Genomic DNA, 19,110 nt, shown 5'->3' on the forward strand with positions numbered 1-19,110 from the left:
TCTGGCGGGGGATAGGTATCCCGAAACGGGATCTGTCGGACTCTTCTTAAAAGAAGAAGATCACCGCTGTTAGTCTACCTTCGCTATTAATCTAGCACACTGATCACAAAAAAGAAATGCCGTATAATACAACCTCTGATAAAGTCTTTTATAATAATAGGTTAGGGTGAAAAATGCCGGAAAATAATCCTAAAATACGGAACTATTGTGAAAAATATTCATGAAAAATAAATCCTTCCTAGCTGCTTCCCAATTGCACTGCTATTGGATAATATGATCCCCGAAAATAACTCCTGCATGGATGATGTTAATGGCAATTTTGCACCTGAAAAAACACTTTAGTCTGACGTTAGGCGTACTGCTGGTCACGGTCCTTGCAAGTGGTTGCAGTAGTGATGACGCAGCGGACAGCTATCAGGAGCGGCCTGTCCAGGAGCTTTATAACACTGCGTTGGCTGATCTGAACGCGGAAAATTATCTTGAAGCGGCCCGCGGGTTCGACGAAGTCGAGCGGCAACATCCTTATTCGGTTTGGTCAACAAAGGCGCAGGTCATGTCGGCGTTCGCTTACTATCAAAGCAATAAATATGATCAAGCAATTCTGGCTGCCGACAGGTTTATTGAGTTACATCCAGGAAACAAGGATGTTCCTTACGCTTATTACCTTAAAGCGATTTCTTATTATGAGCAGATTACAGGTGTTGGTCGCGATCAGAAAGTAACCCGTCAGGCATTGGATGCGCTTGAAATCGTTGTGCGCCGTTTTCCAAATTCAGAATATGCCCGGGATGCGAAACTGAAAATTGATCTCACGCGGGATCATCTGGCTGGCAAGGAAATGGAGATTGGTCGTTACTACCAACGCTCAGATCAATTTGTTGCAGCCATCAACCGGTTCCGGCAGGTCATTGAACAATACCAGACAACATCTCATGTACCCGAGGCACTTCATCGACTGACGGAGAGTTATCTGGCGCTTGGCATCGAAGATGAAGCTAAAAATGCGGCTGCAGTCCTAGGATATAACTTTCCGGGTAGTGAATGGTATCAGGACAGTTACGCGCTACTAGATGAGAACTATCTTCGTCCCGAAGTCAAAGAAGATAGTTGGATTACAAAAACCTGGAAAAAGATTTTTTAGATTACGCATTCAATGCTGGCCTCTTTGTCCATTCGAAATATTGTCCTGATCGACAGACTGGATCTCAATTTTGAGGCGGGCTTGTGCGTGCTCACCGGTGAGACAGGTGCGGGTAAGTCAATTTTGCTGGACAGTCTTGCTTTGGCATTGGGGGCCCGTGCTGATCTGGGTCTCATAAGAGCTGGAGAAGATAAGGGAAGTGTCACAGCAACATTTAGTTTGCCTAACAGTCATCCTGCATTCGAACTGCTTCAGGATATTGAGCGTGAGGAGGGTGAGCCGCTGATCCTGCGGCGTATAATAAGTTCGGATGGCCGCAATCGGGCGAGTATCAATGATCAGTCAGTGAGCACCGGCCTGTTAAGATCAGTTGGTGAGACTTTGGTTGAAATTCACGGTCAAAATGCGGAAAGAGGATTACTCGATGCGAGAGGGCATCGTGCTCTGCTTGATCTATATGGCCGGCTTGAAAAACAGACCGCAGACGTATCTAAAAAGTTTCTTACATTTGAAGTGTTGTCCGAGCAATTGACCGAAGCGGAAGAAGCACTTGAAAAGGCGCGGGTGGATGAAGAGTATCTTCGGCACGTTGTAGATGAATTGGAGGCGCTAAATCCCTGCGAAGGTGAAGAGGAGGAACTTTCCGCCAGTAGAGCGGCATTTATGCATGCAGAAAAAATAGCTGAAGCTTTAAAAGATGCTCAAAAGGCATTGAACGATCACGGAGGCGTAGACGGAAAAATCCGAAACGCAACCCGTGCAGTTGAGCGTGTCGTGGAAAAGGCATCAGGAAAGCTTGATCCGGTGCTCGATAGTCTTGAGCGAGCAGCCATTGAACTGAGTGAAGCTTCTATGACAATAGAAGCTGTTACGCATGATCTCAATTTGGATCAATCTGGTGTTGAGCAAGTCGAAGAGCGCCTATTTTCGCTTCGAGCGGCGGCACGTAAGCATAAGTGTGAGGTTTCCGCATTACCAAATGTTTTGGAGCAATTCAGGGAACGACTGGCCACTGTAGAGCATGGGGATGCGGAGGTGAAACGCTTGCAGCTAGAGGTTGCTGCTGCGCGTAAAGAGTATGAACTGGCTGCCGGTCATTTACGCGATAAGCGGATTAAGTCTGCGTCAAAATTGGATGCTGCTGTTATGGCTGAACTTGGCCCCTTGCGGTTGGGAGCGGCCAGATTTATGACGGCAGTGACAGAACTGGCGCCGGACCAGTGGTCCGCCAGTGGAATGGACAGAGTGGAATTTCAGATTGCGACTAATCCAGGAAGCAATCCTGGCCCGTTAATAAAAATTGCATCCGGCGGTGAACTTTCACGGTTTATGCTGGCGTTAAAAGTGGTTCTGGCGCAATCCGGATCAGCACCAACATTGATATTTGACGAAGTCGATCGTGGAGTTGGTGGGGCCACTGCTGACGCTGTTGGGGAGCGATTGTCGAGATTGGCTGAAAAGCTCCAGTTGCTCGTTATAACTCATTCACCACAAGTTGCTGCTGCAGGGCAGAGCCATTGGAACATACAAAAAATGTCTCAATCCGGGTCAACAAGGACTACAGTTGAGCGGCTGGAAGACGATGAAAGAAGAGAGGAAATCGCCCGTATGCTGTCTGGTGCGAGCATAACAAATGAGGCGAGAGCGGCAGCTGTCAGCCTGATGGAAGGATAAGCAAAGATGCAGGACCCCCAGTTATTGTCCGTTGAAGAAGCGGCAATTCTGCATAAGCAATTGACGGCTGAAATAGAAACTCATAACGCCGCCTATTATCAGAATGATGCACCGTTGATCACAGACGCGCAATATGATGAATTGTTGCAAACCTTAAAGGCGTTGGAAAAAGCTCACCCTGAACTGGTTTCAGAACAAAGCCCGTCACAAAGGGTAGGAGCAGCGCCAGCGCGAGGGTTTGGAAAAGTTCAGCATAAAGTCCCTATGCTGTCGCTTGACAATGCGTTCAACAGTGAAGATTTACGCGAATTTGAGGGACGTGTCCGAAGGTTTCTTGGCTTGGCTCCGACTGAGGATGTTGCTTTTTTCGCGGAACCAAAAATTGACGGTTTGTCGGCCGCCCTCAGGTATGAAAAGGGTGAATTTGTTTTGGGGGCGACACGCGGTGATGGCCGTGAAGGTGAAGATATTACAGAAAACTTGCGCACCCTGAAGGATCTGCCAACCACTCTCAATCCTGAAGGTGGGTCTATACCAGATGTTTTTGAAGTCAGGGGTGAAGTGTATATGCCCATTTCTGACTTTCAAAAATTGAACGAGGCACAGTCACTTGCAGGAGGCAAGGTTTTTGCAAATCCTAGAAATGCCGCCGCTGGTTCGCTCAGACAACTTGACGTTAGCATAACTGCAACACGCAATCTTCGCTTGTTCGCCTACGCTTGGGGAGATGTGAGCGAAGTTCCCGGTTTGACACAGGCTGAAGTATTGCAGCGTTTTGAAGCTTGGGGGTTTTCTGTAAACCCATTATCCAAAGTTTGTTCAAACATGGAAGAAGCAATAGATGCCTATCGTAAAATTGAAGAGCTGAGGGCGTCTCTTGATTATGATATTGATGGAGTAGTCTTTAAAGTTAATCGTCTTGATTGGCAGGAAAGGCTTGGTTTTGTGAGCCGCAGCCCACGCTGGGCAATTGCGCATAAGTTTCCCGCGGAAAAAGCGACTACGCAAGTGAAGGCGATAGAAATACAGGTTGGTCGAACCGGCGCTTTGACGCCAGTTGCGCGGCTTAATCCAGTTACGGTCGGCGGCGTGGTTGTATCCAATGCAACGTTGCATAATGAAGAAGAGATTGAACGCAAGGATGTCCGCGTTGGGGATACTGTTGTGGTTCAACGCGCTGGAGATGTAATTCCGCAAGTGGTGGAGGTTGTTCTGGATAAACGGCCTGCGAAAAGTACACCGTTTGAATTTCCAAAATTCTGTCCGGTATGTGGTAGCCACGCGGTGAGGGAGAAAAACCCAACGACTGGAAAGGATGATGTGGTGCGTCGATGCACGGGTGGACTGGTTTGCTCTGCTCAGGTAGTTGAGCGTCTCAAGCATTTTGTGTCCCGCAATGCGTTTGACATAGACGGGTTGGGGGCGAAACAGATTGAGTTGTTTTTCAATCGTGATCTTATCCGAACACCCGCTGATATATTTCGTCTTGAAGAAAACGACAAAAATTCTTTGACGAGAATTCGTAACTTTGAAGGATTTGGAGATAAAGCGGTCCGAAACCTGTTTGACGCGATAAATGATCGAAGAACTATTGAACTTGATCGTTTTATTTACGCGTTGGGCATCAGGCATATTGGGCAAGGCAATGCGAGATTATTGGCGCGGAATTATTTAACCCTGCAGGCTTTGCTGGATGCTTTTGAGCCCGGTAATCCGGATGTAGGTAAAGTCTATGTGGATTTGCTCAACATAGATGGCATAGGTGCCGCCGTTGCGGACGCGGTCAAAGAGTTTTTTAGCGAAGAGCAAAACCGTCAATTGCTGAACGAACTTATCAGAGAAATAGAAATCCTGCCATTTGATGTGCCGGATGATGACAGCCCTGTCAGCGGTAAGACGGTCGTTTTTACCGGCACCCTTGAACTCATGACTAGATCGGAAGCTAAGGCCAAGGCAGAAAATCTGGGAGCGAAGGTGAGTGGGTCCGTTTCTGCGAAAACGGATTATCTGGTCGCAGGTGCAAAGGCCGGATCCAAACTAAAAAAAGCCACAGAGTTAGGGGTCACAACGTTGACGGAACAAGAGTGGCTTGACCTGATTGGGGGATAACTCCCCCCATTGTTCAGATCGGTGCTGTTGCATCTCTTAGCCAGTCTTTTACTGGGCCTTCAAGATGTGGCGAAATTTTTAGCCACACTTCCGCATGGTAATCGTTAAGCCATGCAACCTCCTCTGGGCTTAAAAGAGATTTCTCAATGGCGTTGACGTCGATAGGGGCAAAGGTCAGAGTTTCAAAGCCCAATAGTTCCCTTTCGGCCCCTTTGGGGGCGGAAATTTCCTGAACGGTGACAAGATTTTCGATCCGAATTCCATATTCACCGGTTTTGTAGTAGCCAGGTTCATTGGAAAGGATCATTCCTTTTTGCAGTGCAACTGAATTTGGCATTTTCGAAATGCGTTGTGGTCCTTCATGAACGGACAGATAGCTGCCAACGCCATGTCCAGTGCCATGATCATAATCAAGGCCAAGCTGCCACAAAGGTGCTCTGGCCAGCGTATCAAGCTGTGATCCAGTAGTTCCCTTTGGAAATACGACCTGAGCAAGTGCAATATGCCCTTTGAGAACGTAGGTGAAGCGCTCTTTCATTTCGGTGCTTGGCTCACCAATGGCAATGGTTCGTGTAATATCGGTGGTGCCATCCAGATATTGCCCACCGCTATCCACAAGATAAAAACTGTTCTGGTCAAGTACCCGGTTTGTTGCTTCTGTAGATCTATAATGCACTATGGCGCCATTTCGGCCAGAACCTGAGATTGTTGAAAAGCTGGTGTCTTTAAAGTATTCGCCTTCGCTCCTGAACTGATACAGCTTCCGTTCCGCTGAAAGTTCATCAACCGAACCGCTGGTTCCATTTTCACTGATCCAATGAAGGAATTTGGCCACGGCAACACCATCGCGAATATGTGCAGTTCGAGTGCCCTGAATTTCCACTTCATTTTTGGCCGCTTTTGGTAGCATGCAAGGATCTTCGGAACGAACAACTGTCGCGCTCGCTGAATTGAGTTGATCTATGATCCATTGACTGGTTGTCGCTGGATCAATTTGGACCTGCTTACCCCTCAAGCCTGATAAATGGCTTTCAAATTCATCGGGTTCGTGCAATCGGACGCCATTCCCCAGATGTGCGCGGAGATCGCTGGAGATTTTCTGTTCCGAAATAAACAGATCAACGGTTTCATCCTGGTGTAACATGGCAAAACCAAGTGCGAATGGTGTACTTGGTAAGTCAGCGCCGCGGATGTTGAGCAGCCAAGCTGTGGTATCGGGGAGGGTATGGATTACTGTATCAATCCCTTTTTTGGACAGTGATTGGGCAATCTGACTTCTTTTCTCACGACTGGACTGACCGCTGAATTTTTCCTGATGCGGAACAACAAGTGCCAAGGGAGGCGCAGGTCGATCCGACCAAATGTTATCTATGGGGTTAGGGCTTATGGATACAAGGGTTATGTGGGGGTCGGCGAGCGCCTGTTGCAGGTTCCGAATGTTGTTTTCCGTGTGCAGCCAAGGATCGATAGCAAGTTTACTGTCCTTGTCGAGGGCCTCTTTAAGCCACTCGGTCATGGGCTCATCGCTAACATGACGAGCTGTAAACAATTCAGTGTCTACCTCGTTTTGTACCTGGATCGTGTAACGTCCATCCACAAATATGGCGGCCTTGTCAGCGGTTACTGCTGCAACACCGGCTGAACCAGTGAAGCCTGTCAGCCATTTCAAACGCTCTGAAGAGGCAGGTGCTGCCTCGCCATGAAATTCATCATTCAGTGGAATGATAAAGCCATCTACTTTTAATCGAGCTAGTTCCTTTCTTAGTAAGGAAAGTCGCTCCCGAGATTTTTCCGGCGCCAGTATGGTGGATTTTATCTGGTCGGCGAAAGCTCGACGTAATTTTTTAAACAGTTTATCTATCGCTGCGGAGCGATTCCGCAGAATATTGTCAAATATTTCGTCACTGTCACTGCGGATTGGGGCCGCCGCAGCCGCTTTAAGCAGATTTATAATGTGATCGCCGTCAATTTCTGGTGTTTCTGTGCTTAAGAGATTACGTAGTGTGTTGATATCGGCCTGAATTGTGTCTGACAAAGGATTTCCCCGTATTTCCAACTATTTGCAATGGAATATGGCCCATATTGAAATGTATTTCAATCTGAGCTATGCGTTTTTTGCAATGCACCATTTCCGACTTAGCGGGCAATTTTCGGCACTAAGCCATTGTTTTTTATTGTGTGCAGTGCAATATGTACTTCATCAGGAACACAGCATATGGAGTTCGAGATGTTCAGTAGAAACGAAAAATACGGCAAAGCCCTGCATCTAGCGTATGGCTTCGAAGCAAACAAGCCATCCCCAGTTCAGCGCAAGCGTCCAGGCTTCTTTAAGTCCTTGCGTTCGTTTTTTACGTCATCCGACACCACGGTTCAGGGAACTCATTCGGCAGATCAACTTGAACTGGATCTGGATAAAGCCTTTATCAGTCAGGCTGTCCAGAAAGAACTTAGAAATACTGACGCGGCTGCCAACGAAAACGGCCAAGCCCTCGGAAGAAAAGATATAGCGTAACAACCCAGGCCCGGACCGAGCGGCCCAGGGGTTAGGAGAGAGAAGATGATTAGCTTTACTGAAAAAGATTTGGATGACCTTGCAATGTTTGCCCCCGCAGTTTCAAAAGCAGGCACACCGAAACTGATTGCAAATAACAATGGTATCAACATGGATCGTATCATTGCTGATGCTCACCGTGCTCGTAGCGAACAGGCTCATAGAATGGTTGCTGATATTGTCTCGTCCTTGAAAGCTAGGATTGCAGAATATCGGAAAACTCAAACGGCGATTGCTCAATTACAGGCAATGAGTGATCGGGAGCTTTCTGATTTGCGTGTCACACGCAGTAATATTGTACACGCTGTTAAAGGCGATAAAGCCGCCAAAACATCCAAAATCAAACCTGTCCTTGCGTGGATTGGTCGTATGGGTGAAAAAGTGGCTGAATGGCGGATGCGCCGTGAAGGGTACCATCAGTTGATGGCAATGGATGCACGTCAGCTCAGTGATATTGGTCTGACACGTGGCGATATCGCAAACGTAATGAGTGGCAAATCTGCACTTGCAAACGACAATGTTCGCGCTGCTAACACTAACAAAGATGTGAAAGCAAGCTAACTGTTAGTCATCGTAAGACATAAAAAGCCCGGCTAAATGCCGGGCTTTTTGTTTAATGTCCAAGAACCAATGTGTTCCATGTTCCATAGACATATCGGCGTTTCAGACTTAGTCCCTGAAGCCGATAGGCATTGCGAACCATAATTTCCTGTTTGCTGAGAAGTCCCGACAGGAGCAAAACGCCATTTTTTGATAAAGCGCGAGTTATATCCGGAGCTAATTCTACAAGAGGCCACGCCAAAATATTGGCTATGAGTAAGTCGAAGGGAGCGGACACTTTTAATTCCCGACTATTTAGGCCTGTTGCGTGAATTGACCGCACATACGGTTTCAGCCGGTTTTTCGCTGCATTTTCTATTGTTACATCGACGGCATCCCGATCAATGTCGCTTGCAATCACTGAGCGTCCCCAGGCCTTGGCTGCGGCGAGAGCAAGGACACCAGAGCCGCATCCCAAATCCAGTATTCGTTTGGGGTTATGATACTTGTGAATGTCGTGAAGGGCAGTGAGGCAGCCGAAGGTGGTTTCATGTAATCCGGTCCCAAAGGCCCGGCCTGCATCAATAGTTAAATCGTGCATGGATGGTAACTTGTGAGCAGGATCATGAGATCCATGAACATAAAACCGTCCAGTTGCCACGGGTGGTAGTTGCTTTTGGCTTTCACTGACCCAGTCACGTTGTTCAAGTGACGCCAGTGAATAGGCTGGTTCTGAGGGGAGCCGATCAAGAAGCCAGCTTTCCGGTTCTCCGTCGAAGAGCAGCTCGAGCCGCCATAAACTTCCATCGGGAACAGCTTCGATTAATGAAGACGTTAAGCAGAAGTCTTCAAATAATGCTCCAACGCCATGCCTTGTTCAAGTGGTAGAGTGATTGAGAGTTGCCATAAGTTGGCTTCATCAGGCTTGTTCGACAAAATTTTCCATCACTTTCTTTGTACCCGCCTTGTCAAAAGCGACCATTAATTTATTGGCATCCTGGCTAAGAACACGCCCATATCCGAATTTCTGGTGGAAGACTCTGTCACCCACCGATATTCCGGTATTTCCAGTATTAACCGGCTTGGAGCTGTTATCTGTCATTTTGCTGTTTTGATGGGCTCGTCTTTGCAGAATTTGAGACAGGTGATTGGCTGTTGAAATGTTGGTTCCACCACCAAAGCCATTGTCTTCCACAGCAGTTCGAGAATAGATGCCACTTTCCCCAACTTCCGCAATATTTTGTTCGGGAAGTTCACTCACAAACCTGCTGGGTAACGAGGATTGCCATTGTCCATGGATTCGTCGGTTGCTGGCATGGCTGATGAAGCATTTTTTGCGCGCCCGTGTGATCCCCACATATGCAAGACGCCGTTCTTCTTCAAGCGCTTTGAAACCGTTTTCGTCAAGTGCCCGTTGATGAGGAAACAATCCTTCTTCCCAACCAGGAAGGAATACCACGTCATATTCGAGCCCTTTTGCCGCATGCAAAGTCATCAGGCTGACCATATCCTGACCTTGATTTTCGGCATTTTCCATGACCAATGCCACATGTTCAAGGAATTCACCCAAATTGTCATACTCTGTTAGTGCCTGGGAGAGTTCTTTCAGGTTTTCGACCTTTCCTTCTGCTTCGGTGGATTTATCATCCTTCCACATTTGCAGGTAACCGCTGGTCTCCAGAACGTCTTCAACCAGTTCGGCAGGGCTGATAAAGTCTTTTTGTTCCCGCCAATTGGCGAAGTTTTCCGTTACTTCTTTTAGTGATGCGAGGGATTTGCCTTTAAAAAGACTGTGTTCCACAGCGTAATCCGCGGCGCGTGCCAAAGATAATCCCAAATCACGGCCGATGACGCGAAGCGTATCAAGTGCTTTTGGGCCTAACCCGCGCTTTGGAAGGTTATAAATGCGTTCAAATGCGAGATCATCGTCTTGCTGATTAATGACACGGAGGTAGGCGAGTACATCTCTGATTTCTCGGCGTTCATAGAAGCGTAAACCGCCAATAACTCGATAGCGTATGCCGGTAGAAAGAAAGCATTCTTCAAAATCACGAGTCTGGAAACTGGCTCGCACAAGAATTGCCATTTCCTGAAGGCTGGTTCCCTTACGCTCCAGATTTTCAATTTCTTCAGCGATCCAGCGAGCTTCGGCCTGACCGTCCCAACTCCCTCTTAAGGTAACTTTTTCGCCTTTATTGTCTTCAGTCCAGAGGGTTTTACCGAGGCGACCTTCATTTTTGGCAATTAAGCCGGAAGCGGCACCCAATATATGCTCCGTTGAGCGATAGTTTCTCTCGAGCCTGACAACCTTTGCACCGGAAAAATCATCTTCAAACCGTAAAATGTTACCAACTTCAGCGCCCCTCCAGCCGTATATCGACTGATCATCATCCCCAACACAGCAGATATTGCGGTGTTTTTGTGCCAACAAGCGGAGCAGCAGGTATTGCGCCACATTGGTATCCTGATATTCATCGACCATAATGTACCGGAATTGGTTTTGGTACTTCGCGAGTATATCTGGATGGTTTTGAAACAGGTTAAGAGGGTGAAGAAGCAGGTCTCCGAAATCGCATGCATTTAAGGCGACAAGGCGTTGCTGGTATATTTCGTATAGTGCCGCGGCTCTACCATGTGCAAAGCCGTCTCCATCGGTTGCAGAGACTTGATCTGGACGCAGGCCCTTATCTTTCCAACGGTCGATGACTGCTGCAAGTCCTCTGGGGGGCCATTTTTTAATATCAACACCTTCTTCTGTCAGTATCTGCTTTAGCAAACGCAATTGATCGTCGGTGTCCAGTATCGTGTAATTTGGCTGCAGGCCCACAAGTTCAGCGTGACGGCGCAGTAGCCAGACACCGATTGAATGAAACGTACCAAGCTTTATGTCGATAGCTGCGGGCCCGACAAGGGCTGCTGTCCGTTCCTTCATTTCCTGAGCGGCTTTATTTGTAAAGGTAACCGCTAAAATCTGCCAGGGAGCAATATCACGCGTGTTTAATATATGAGCAAGCCGTGTAATCAGAACCCTTGTTTTTCCCGTTCCCGCGCCGGCTAGTACCAGCACAGGTCCGTCTATTGCCTCAACAGCGGCGCGCTGACCCTCATTTAGCCCGTCGAGGTAGCTAAAATCCGGCGCTTGCGAGGAGGGAGTGGGGTCAAAATTTGCAATATCGAATGAATCTTCCATGGCCAACATATACTCCATGGTCGCGTTTTGTTCCAGTCATCAAATCGGGAAATTGACGAAAGTTACAGGCTGCCTTCTGATGCTTTTTTTCCTTGCTCGATATTCTGCATATGCAAGAGCGCTTCGTTATATTCCCGAAGCAGGTCAGAATAGTGCAATAACCCTACCAGTCTGGTTTTTGTAGCGCTATCAATAACCGGTAGGCATTCCAAATGAGTTTTGGTCATAAGGGAAAGTGTCTGTTTGAGGCTGCTATCTGGATAAACAACGGGACTGTTTCTGATCGCGAGTTCACCGGCTGTTGCGGGGTCGTGGGTAATATCTCCAAACATATGCGGTTTTAGATCCGCGAATTCGATACGCCCAATAAAGGAATGGTCGTCAGGATTGAAGACGACGACTTTATCATGACCTGTATTGCTTATAATTTCTCGCAGCTCTAGCATTGAAGTCTGGGATGGGACTTCCGTAAATTCTCTGTCCATTATGCCGCGAACCTGACGGAATTTGAGATAGCGTAAAGCTGTGTTTTCGCTCAAATCTACATTTCGCATGGCGAGTTGGACCTGAAAAATACTCCGATTAATGAGCTGTTTTGTAATCAGTGTTGTTATGCCAACCGTTACCATCACGGCGATTGAAATTTTGTAGTCCCCTGTGAGTTCGAACACGATCAGAATTGTCGAGATCGGGGCGCCAAGGACTGACGCTGATACTGCTGTCATTCCTAATATGGCATAGAGCCCGTGGCTTGCGGAAATTTCCGGGAAAACGCTTGCCGCAATAATACCGAATGCACCGCCGGTCATTGCACCAACAAAAAGGGATGGTGAGAAAAACCCACCTCCGATACGGCTCCCGGCTGTTATTCCGGTTGCAATGGTTTTTACAACGATAAGTGATAAAAGCAGTGTCAGGTCATATTCTTCCTTCAGTGCACTGTCCGTCGCTTCGTAACCAACCCCAATAATTTGCGGAAATACAAGTGCAATCAGTCCGAGGGCCAACCCGCCGGATGCTGGTCGCAATATTTCAGGAATTTTGAACCTGTCGATTGTGCGTTCAGCAAAGCCCATGCTCCAAATGAAAAGCAGGGCGACGACCGCAGATGTAATTCCCAAAAGCGCAAAAGCAGGTAATTCCCACCAACTGACAATGTTATAATTGGGAATAATAAACGCTGGAAAATCGCCAATATGGATACGGCTGACGACGGTGCCGATAACGGATGCCAGCACAATTGGAGCCACGGCTTGAGTTGCAAATGACCCAATTACCACTTCAAGGGCAAAGAACATTCCGGCTATGGGGGCATTAAAGGAAGCGGCAACACCGGATGCCACCCCACAGCCAATTAGGGTTGTGTAATATTTTGACGGTAAGCGAAGACGTTGTCCAATCTGACTTCCCAGCATCGCGCCGAAATGTACAACAGGTCCTTCACGGCCGCCTGATGCCCCAGTACCCAAAGACGTTGCGCTGACTAAAAAGGAGCCAATACCATCTCGAAGCTTCATCTTGCCGCGATTGATGAGAACGGCTTCGATAACATCTGCAACACCATGCGCCCTGCGCCTGTGTACAACGAACTTTAAAAATACACCAATTATAAGGCCGCCGATTACTGGGGTAATCAGAATTTGCCACCAAGGTAGTGAAACGGTTTCGGTGACAACCAATTCGCTTCGAAAGCCATAGAAAAAATTCTGAACCTCAGCGATTAAAAGTCTAAAAGCCAGTGCACCGTAACCTGCCAGCAGTCCCACAATTAAAGAACACAGCATTAGCCGTAGTGGCATGTTGCTGCGTAAAGACTTGAGTGTCTCTAGAATTCTGTGAGGTGAAAACTGACTAAAATTTGGCTGCATTGACTTAAAACAACAGGAACCGCTTTGCTTGTAAATTATTTTGGTACCTATGAAGCTGTATACCTTTTACAGCGCAAGTTCAATGTTACCCTTGGTTTTTCTTCAAATATGGCCGCGCCCAGTCAAGATGGGTGCCCTGATCGGTAGACGGTTTATATTCACATCCGATGACGCCGCCGTAATTTTTATCAAGAAATTCAAATATAGGTTTGTAATTAAGTTCACCTAGCGAAGGTTCCGTTCGGTGGGGCGGGTTAGCTATTTGGATATGACCGATCAGAGGTAAATAGTCTTCCAGATGGACGAGGATGTCACCCATGATACGCTGACAATGATAGATATCGAATTGTAATTTGAGGTTGGGCTCATTCACCTCATTGATGACATTACGGGCGAGATCAAAACTGTCCAAGAAGTAGTGAGGCATGTCTTTACTGTTGATCGGTTCGATCAGCAGGGTGACATCCGCCTTTGAAGCAAGCTGGCAGGCATTCCTTAAATTGTTGATGTAACACTCAAGCTGTGCCTGCCGCGCACTTTCGTATTGCCGTATGCCCGACATGACATGAAGTTTTTTACAATCGAGAACCTTAGCAAATTCGAGAGCGAGGAGGACAGATTCTGTAAATTCATTCTGTCGGTGCGGAAGTGACGCTAGTCCTCTATCTCCGTTTTCCCAGTTTCCCGGGGGCAAATTAAAAAGTGCTTGTGTCAGTTGGTTTTCGGTGAGCGCAGCCTTGATGTCCTGTGCCCGGCAGTCGTATGGAAACAGGTATTCGACATATCGAAATCCATCGTTGGCCGCCAACTTAAAACGATCGAGAAACGGAACGTTCTGATATAGAAAACTAAGGTTGGCAGCCAGGTTAATCATCAATTTATCGGAAGCTTATGATTTCTTTTTTTCTTTAACGATGGGCTCAGCAAACGAGGGGGCCTGATCCCATGGGAAAAGGATCCAGGTATCCTGACTAACCTCGGTTATATAAGTGTCCACTCTTGGTCGACCTTTTGGTTTGGCATAAATAGTTGCAAAATGGGCTTCCGGGATCATATCGCGGACATATTTTGCCGTAATGCCACTATCAACAAGGTCATCAACAATCAGCCATCCCTTGCCATTGTTGGGGATATCAAGCCCTTTGATGATGTTGACTTCACCAACAGATTTGTCATCGCGATAAGCCGCAATACAGACCGTCTCAATATTGCGAATATCCAACTCGCGAGCAACAATTGCAGCCGGGACAAGCCCACCGCGTGTGACCGCAACTATACCTTCAAACGGGGCCAGATCCATTAATCGCCACGCCAGCGCCCTACCATTTCGATGAAGTTCTTCCCAAGATACGGGAAAGTATTTTGTGTAACCTGCAGCTTCGCCCATTGAACCAATTCCTTGCATAACAGCGGTAAATCAAGTTCAGCTTTGTTTAGACTGAACTTTCCTTTTTGAAAAGCCCTAGATGAAGTCAAAAGCGATAGTTGTCAATTAACCGGTTATCGTTGTATTAATTGAACATGGTGATGAAAAACCCCTCGCAGGCACAGCTTAACTATTTGCGGCTTGGTCTCAATCAGGCTGGTGGAAAGTTGCCGTTGTTCGACAGGGAAGGCCAGCAAATTAACCCCAAGACAATTCGCAGTTGCATAAAAAGTGGCTGGGCAGTCCCTTGGTTTAATAATCCAATCAAAAAAGACTGGCTGGTTTGCAGATTGACGGATGAGGGCAGGGAGATTCTGAACGCAAAATCGCTTGAGAAATCTGAAGTCACGTGATGGCTGTCGCTTTTAGGCATGTTTTCAAGGGACAAGACTGTTCAGGATCGAGGGACTTTTGTTAGACTGCCGCGCAGGTTTGAATTAGGGGGCGATTTCATGACAGGAAGTCTTTGGGCATTGGTGACCGCAACAGCAGTTTTTCTTGCAATCCACATCATTCCATCGAGCTTTATGCGATCGGCTTTGGTTGCGCGAGTTGGCACTGGCGCCTATTTGGGAGGGTTTAGCCTTTTGTCGGCAGGGGCGATGATATGGATGATTTTTGCCTATCTTGATGCACCTGATGGGCCGATATTTTGGCAGTTTGAGAATTCTGCCCGCTATACAGCGATCGGACTTATGATTGTTGCCAGCGTGTTATTTGTCAGCGCTTATACAAGCCGTAATCCAACTGCGATTGGAAATGAAAAGAAAGTGACTGATCCTGCTGCGCGAGGGGGAATTGTCGCGATAACAAGACATCCGCTAATGTGGTCGTTTGTTTTATGGGCGATTGCGCATTTGCTTAACAATGGGGACTTACGGTCAATAATCTTTTTTGGTGGTTTTGGACTTCTCGCGTTTTTAGGGACGATTATGATCGATAAAAAACGTGCTGCTGATTTAGGCGAGAAATGGACCGAGTTTAAAAACTCTACTTCAAACATACCATTTTTAGCGGTATTTCAGGGGCGTGCGAAGTTATCCATCAGCCAATTATGGTGGCGCGTGATTGCTGGTTTTGTCCTGTTTATGGCGTTTTTCCACTTGCATGCATGGTGATCGGTGTGCCGCCCTATCCGTTATAAGGCGGCACGAAATCACGTTTACAATATAATGCAGGTGGTATTGCCGTGCGCTAACAACTTTCCGTTTTCATCAACCAGAGTTGCGTTAGCCGTAGCTGTTTTCCGCCCTTTATGAACGATTTCACCGACACAGGTGACAGGGCCCATACCCGGCATCATCGCACGAATATATTTGACGTTAAGGTCAACAGTTGTATATCGCTCACCTGCTTCCAGTGTGGAGTGGACCGCACATCCAAGCGCGCTGTCTAGTAAGGTGGCTGCGTACCCACCATGAATAGTCCCAATCGGGTTCATGTGCTTTTCAGAAGGGTTGCCTCTGAATGTGACTTTTCCTTTTTCAACATCAATTAAGTCAAACTCCAGTGTGGTACCAATTGATGGTTTGAACTGTTTTGATTCCAGTCCCATCTTCAACTGGTCATATCCGGTAAGAGACATAAGGTCATTGGCCGGATTTTTCTTGCTTTCTTGTTGGCTCATTTTTTGGCTCCCTTGAAAAAACTTGTAATGATCATACAGGTGAATTCTGGAAGGGGAACAGTTGAAATCGCCAAATTGAGCCATTCGTGATAGGGGCCACAGGTGACAAATCGCTGAAAATAGCGAGGGAGGCAGATAGCAAATAGCCAGAGCTGCCGATTTCCCTACGCAAATGATGAGATGATAAAAAATATTCCTGCAGCCAGCAGTGCTGCACAGGGAACAGTGATGACCCAAGCCGCTGCAATTGTGAACACATGCGAACGCCTGACCAGTTTTTTGCGCTGGAAGTTGGCCTCCGGTTGCAGTTCAGTTGCTGGCAGATTGCTGTCGGGATGGATTTTGGCTCTGCGGTTTTCCGCACGTGTTTGCCGAGCGCGACGCTCAGTGATCCACTCGCGGAAGAAGCCCACACCAAACACTGCGCCAACAGCAATATGCGTGGAGCTAACCGGTAGACCCAATGCCGAGGCAATCAGGACCGTGATTCCGGCAGACAAGGCGACACAGAAGGCCCGCATTGGGTTCATTTTGGTGATTTGTTCGCCAACCGTACGGATTAATTTGGGGCCAAACAGGAATAGACCAGCACTTATACCTGTTGCGCCAATAACCATTACCCAAAGTGGGATGCCAACTTTTCCTTCAATTGACCCAGATGAGGTAACGCTTACAATGGCGGCGAGTGGGCCAACCGCATTTGCTACGTCATTGGCACCATGAGCAAAGCTTAAAAGCGCTGCGGAAAAAATGAGTGGTATTGTGAAAAGAGAGCGAACAGATTTATTTCTGTTTTCCATTCCTTCACTAGCACGTGCGACAATCGGTTTAACGATGAAATAAGCAGCAAAAGAAATGGCAACCGCGATAGCGCCAAGTGTAAGAGTGTCCGGCTTCCAGACTTTTTTCAGTCCCTTCATAATCAAATAGGCTGAAAAAACACCAGACATAACTGCGACAAGGATGGGGACCCACTTGCGGGCAGCCGTCAGTTTGTCTTCCTTGTAAATTATGTTGAACTTGATTATGGCGAGGAAGAATGCTGCGATTATACCGCCTAAAACAGGGGAAATTACCCAACTGGCGGCGATTTTGTACATTGTTGGCCAGCTTACAATTCCAAATCCGGCAGCGGCGATACCCGCGCCCATGACGCCGCCAACAACAGCATGTGTTGTACTGACAGGGGCGCCAACCCAGGTCGCAATATTAACCCAAGCAGCCGCAGCAAAAAGTGCGCTCAACATGGCCCATATAAAAGTTTGGCTATCTGACATCCCAGCCGGATCAATAATGCCCTTCTTGATTGTCGATACGACTTCACCGCCCGCAATAATGGCACCTGCAGCCTCAAAAATAGCGGCGATGATCAAGGCCCCGAACATGGTCAATGCTTTTGAGCCAACGGCAGGGCCAACGTTATTGGCAACGTCATTAGCCCCAATATTAAGAGCCATGTACCCGCCAACAATCGCGGCAACAATCACAATGGTTGAATGTTCATTTGCTCCGATTGCGCTTGCGGCGAATATCCAAACGGCCAACAAGAAAAGAAGTGCGAGAGCAAGGGATTTAAAAGTCTGAGCCGCCTTTAGAGTTTGCGACTCGATCTGGGTAATTCGTTCCAGATCCTTATCAAGGGTCTTTTTTACCACGAAATCGTCCTGTCGTTACACGATACAGTCACGGAACTGTCTTTAAATGGTAACAGTTTCAACGCGAGAGTCTTAGAAAGAATGCTGGTGAAAGGCAATCATTGTTTCATAATTTTTGCTTATAAGAATAAATTTTTATATTTTGACTTATTTTTAGTATATTATGCTGAAAATAATCTTATAGATAATAAAATTTATTGAAGCGGGAAGTGGTATGGATGAGTTAGATAGACGCATTCTCAACAGATTACAGTCAGATGGGCGTTGTTCTTATGCCGATTTGGGTCGACTGGTTGGTTTGTCGGTTACTGCAGTCAAAGAACGGCTGGATAAACTTCAAAGAAATGATGTGCTTCGAAGGTATTCGATAATTGTTGACGAGAAAAAAGTCGGCTATGGAGTTTTAGCTTTTGTTTTCATAGGGATAGATGACCCTGAAGACTGTGCCGCCTTTGAGAGGCAAATGCTGGAAATACCGCAGGTTCAGGAGTGTCATCATGTGACCGGTGGCTTTAATTACCTGCTCAAAGTGATTGCAAATGACATGTCCAGACTGGAAGATTTGTTGTTGCAACGAATCAAGTTGCCAGGGGTAGTCAGTCGCTCTGAGACTACAATCGTGTTTTCCAGTCCTAAAAATTCTCCTTTTGTCGATTGTGTTGCAAATGGTGCGTGATTGTGGATTTACAATTATTGATTAAAGGGTTTTTGATTGGTATCGCAGTTGCTGCACCGGTGGGGCCTGTAGGTGCTTTATGTATCCGAAGGGCAATCAGTGACGGGCGTGTTGCCGCGATAGGGACCGGCATGGGGGCGGCGGTCGCAGATGCTATTTATGGCGCTGTTGCCGCATTTGGATTAACCGCAGTTTCTGATCTGCTGCTGTCTTATCAAAAGCCTGCCTTGATAATAGGTGGGATATTTCTGTTGTATCTGGCGGCGAGGTCTCTGTATCCAAGTAACTCTTCAAGGGAGCACAAGGGAGGCGCTTACCGCTTTTCCGTCAGCGCTGCTTTTCTTTCAACTTTTTTACTCACGCTTACCAATCCTGCGACTATTCTGAGCTTTGCCGCCATTTTCTCCGGTATTGGATTTCTGGCAATTGCAACAGATGGAGTGCTTGCAGCGACATTGGTGGGGGGAGTTTTCCTTGGATCTGCGGGATGGTGGGTATTTTTAGCATTTGCTGCCCATGCACTGAAAGTTAAGTTTGGTGACAGATTTGAAGCGTGGGTGAGGATCGGCTCAGCGACAATTATTGGGTTATTTGGTGTATTGGCCTTGACGAGCGTATGGATTTGATTGTTCCATACTGGCCTGAAATTCAAA

General features: G+C 47.2%; 17 protein-coding genes. 9 read left to right on the forward strand and 8 right to left on the reverse strand.

Features of this window, described 5'->3' with window-relative positions; translation table 11 throughout:
- Window positions 1-310 precede the first annotated feature (310 nt).
- From JCM23214_RS07685 to ligA, 3 genes are read left to right on the forward strand one after another with little or no spacing between them, the layout of a single operon-like run.
- Window positions 311-1,141 carry an outer membrane protein assembly factor BamD gene (locus tag JCM23214_RS07685; RefSeq protein WP_037492646.1) on the forward strand — a complete coding sequence of 277 codons (831 nt, stop codon included), beginning with the start codon at window positions 311-313 and terminating at the stop codon, window positions 1,139-1,141.
- A 12-nt stretch (window positions 1,142-1,153) separates the two neighbouring features.
- Window positions 1,154-2,815 (forward strand): DNA repair protein RecN, encoded by a 1,662-nt coding sequence (gene recN, locus JCM23214_RS07690; protein WP_025898452.1) that lies wholly within the window; start codon window positions 1,154-1,156, stop codon window positions 2,813-2,815.
- 6 nt (window positions 2,816-2,821) lie between these two features.
- The gene (gene ligA, locus JCM23214_RS19655; protein WP_037492647.1) at window positions 2,822-4,924 is read left to right on the forward strand and encodes an NAD-dependent DNA ligase LigA; all 2,103 of its coding nucleotides are present in this window, start codon (window positions 2,822-2,824) and stop codon (window positions 4,922-4,924) included.
- Window positions 4,925-4,937: 13 nt separating this feature from the next.
- Here the strand turns inward: ligA and JCM23214_RS07705 are convergent, their stop codons facing one another.
- Window positions 4,938-6,959, reverse strand: coding sequence for an aminopeptidase P family protein (locus JCM23214_RS07705; RefSeq protein ID WP_025898453.1), 2,022 nt, complete (start codon window positions 6,957-6,959; stop codon window positions 4,938-4,940).
- Window positions 6,960-7,151: 192 nt separating this feature from the next.
- Here JCM23214_RS07705 and JCM23214_RS07710 point away from each other — a divergent pair, with 192 nt between their 5' ends.
- Window positions 7,152-7,436: a hypothetical protein gene (locus JCM23214_RS07710; protein ID WP_148301789.1), complete on the forward strand. Its 285-nt coding sequence runs from the start codon at window positions 7,152-7,154 to the stop codon at window positions 7,434-7,436.
- Window positions 7,437-7,481: 45 nt separating this feature from the next.
- The gene (locus JCM23214_RS07715) at window positions 7,482-8,036 is read left to right on the forward strand and encodes a YjiS-like domain-containing protein (protein ID WP_025898455.1); all 555 of its coding nucleotides are present in this window, start codon (window positions 7,482-7,484) and stop codon (window positions 8,034-8,036) included.
- Window positions 8,037-8,088: 52 nt separating this feature from the next.
- On the opposite strand, the gene JCM23214_RS07720 is transcribed toward JCM23214_RS07715, so the two are convergent.
- The 5 genes from JCM23214_RS07720 to gpt form a co-directional block, all read right to left on the reverse strand.
- Entirely contained in the window at window positions 8,089-8,838 is a 750-nt protein-coding gene (locus JCM23214_RS07720) for a 50S ribosomal protein L11 methyltransferase (RefSeq protein WP_084264628.1), read from the reverse strand.
- A 96-nt stretch (window positions 8,839-8,934) separates the two neighbouring features.
- Entirely contained in the window at window positions 8,935-11,205 is a 2,271-nt protein-coding gene (locus JCM23214_RS07725) for an ATP-dependent helicase (protein ID WP_025898457.1), read from the reverse strand.
- Between the two features lie 62 nt (window positions 11,206-11,267).
- Window positions 11,268-13,073 (reverse strand): chloride channel protein, encoded by a 1,806-nt coding sequence (locus JCM23214_RS07730; RefSeq protein ID WP_084264631.1) that lies wholly within the window; start codon window positions 13,071-13,073, stop codon window positions 11,268-11,270.
- An 85-nt stretch (window positions 13,074-13,158) separates the two neighbouring features.
- A complete protein-coding gene (gene otnI, locus JCM23214_RS07735) occupies window positions 13,159-13,947 on the reverse strand; it encodes a 2-oxo-tetronate isomerase (protein ID WP_025898459.1) in 789 nt (262 codons plus the stop codon).
- 15 nt (window positions 13,948-13,962) lie between these two features.
- A complete protein-coding gene (gene gpt, locus JCM23214_RS07740; protein WP_025898460.1) occupies window positions 13,963-14,460 on the reverse strand; it encodes a xanthine phosphoribosyltransferase in 498 nt (165 codons plus the stop codon).
- A gap of 140 nt (window positions 14,461-14,600) precedes the next feature.
- Between gpt and JCM23214_RS07745 the strand changes: the two genes are divergently transcribed.
- A complete protein-coding gene (locus JCM23214_RS07745) occupies window positions 14,601-14,852 on the forward strand; it encodes a hypothetical protein (protein WP_148301790.1) in 252 nt (83 codons plus the stop codon).
- Between the two features lie 99 nt (window positions 14,853-14,951).
- Window positions 14,952-15,617 carry an NnrU family protein gene (locus tag JCM23214_RS07750; RefSeq protein ID WP_037493110.1) on the forward strand — a complete coding sequence of 222 codons (666 nt, stop codon included), beginning with the start codon at window positions 14,952-14,954 and terminating at the stop codon, window positions 15,615-15,617.
- Window positions 15,618-15,661: 44 nt separating this feature from the next.
- Here JCM23214_RS07750 and JCM23214_RS07755 read toward each other — a convergent pair whose 3' ends face one another.
- Window positions 15,662-16,126, reverse strand: a complete 465-nt coding sequence (locus JCM23214_RS07755; protein ID WP_037493112.1) for a PaaI family thioesterase — start codon at window positions 16,124-16,126, stop codon at window positions 15,662-15,664.
- 164 nt (window positions 16,127-16,290) lie between these two features.
- Window positions 16,291-17,781 (reverse strand): inorganic phosphate transporter, encoded by a 1,491-nt coding sequence (locus JCM23214_RS07760; RefSeq protein ID WP_025898464.1) that lies wholly within the window; start codon window positions 17,779-17,781, stop codon window positions 16,291-16,293.
- Window positions 17,782-17,995: 214 nt separating this feature from the next.
- Here JCM23214_RS07760 and JCM23214_RS07765 point away from each other — a divergent pair, with 214 nt between their 5' ends.
- Both JCM23214_RS07765 and JCM23214_RS07770 read left to right on the forward strand, forming a co-directional pair.
- Window positions 17,996-18,457, forward strand: a complete 462-nt coding sequence (locus JCM23214_RS07765) for an Lrp/AsnC family transcriptional regulator (protein WP_025898465.1) — start codon at window positions 17,996-17,998, stop codon at window positions 18,455-18,457.
- A 2-nt stretch (window positions 18,458-18,459) separates the two neighbouring features.
- Window positions 18,460-19,083, forward strand: coding sequence for a LysE family translocator (locus tag JCM23214_RS07770; RefSeq protein WP_025898466.1), 624 nt, complete (start codon window positions 18,460-18,462; stop codon window positions 19,081-19,083).
- Window positions 19,084-19,110: the final 27 nt, after the last annotated feature.

Origin of the sequence: Sneathiella glossodoripedis JCM 23214 (assembly GCF_000616095.1) — a bacterium.
Classification (GTDB): domain Bacteria; phylum Pseudomonadota; class Alphaproteobacteria; order Sneathiellales; family Sneathiellaceae; genus Sneathiella; species Sneathiella glossodoripedis.

Coding starts and splice junctions, on each gene's coding strand:
- otnI (WP_025898459.1), bottom strand. CDS start 13,947: ATGATTAACCTGGCTGCCAACCTTAGTTTTCTATATCAGAACGTTCCG.
- recN (WP_025898452.1), top strand. CDS start 1,154: ATGCTGGCCTCTTTGTCCATTCGAAATATTGTCCTGATCGACAGACTG.
- JCM23214_RS07765 (WP_025898465.1), top strand. CDS start 17,996: ATGGATGAGTTAGATAGACGCATTCTCAACAGATTACAGTCAGATGGG.
- JCM23214_RS07685 (WP_037492646.1), top strand. CDS start 311: ATGGCAATTTTGCACCTGAAAAAACACTTTAGTCTGACGTTAGGCGTA.
- JCM23214_RS07725 (WP_025898457.1), bottom strand. CDS start 11,205: ATGGAAGATTCATTCGATATTGCAAATTTTGACCCCACTCCCTCCTCG.
- gpt (WP_025898460.1), bottom strand. CDS start 14,460: ATGGGCGAAGCTGCAGGTTACACAAAATACTTTCCCGTATCTTGGGAA.
- JCM23214_RS07715 (WP_025898455.1), top strand. CDS start 7,482: ATGATTAGCTTTACTGAAAAAGATTTGGATGACCTTGCAATGTTTGCC.
- JCM23214_RS07730 (WP_084264631.1), bottom strand. CDS start 13,073: ATGCAGCCAAATTTTAGTCAGTTTTCACCTCACAGAATTCTAGAGACA.
- ligA (WP_037492647.1), top strand. CDS start 2,822: ATGCAGGACCCCCAGTTATTGTCCGTTGAAGAAGCGGCAATTCTGCAT.
- JCM23214_RS07745 (WP_148301790.1), top strand. CDS start 14,601: ATGAAAAACCCCTCGCAGGCACAGCTTAACTATTTGCGGCTTGGTCTC.
- JCM23214_RS07755 (WP_037493112.1), bottom strand. CDS start 16,126: ATGAGCCAACAAGAAAGCAAGAAAAATCCGGCCAATGACCTTATGTCT.
- JCM23214_RS07710 (WP_148301789.1), top strand. CDS start 7,152: ATGTTCAGTAGAAACGAAAAATACGGCAAAGCCCTGCATCTAGCGTAT.
- JCM23214_RS07750 (WP_037493110.1), top strand. CDS start 14,952: ATGACAGGAAGTCTTTGGGCATTGGTGACCGCAACAGCAGTTTTTCTT.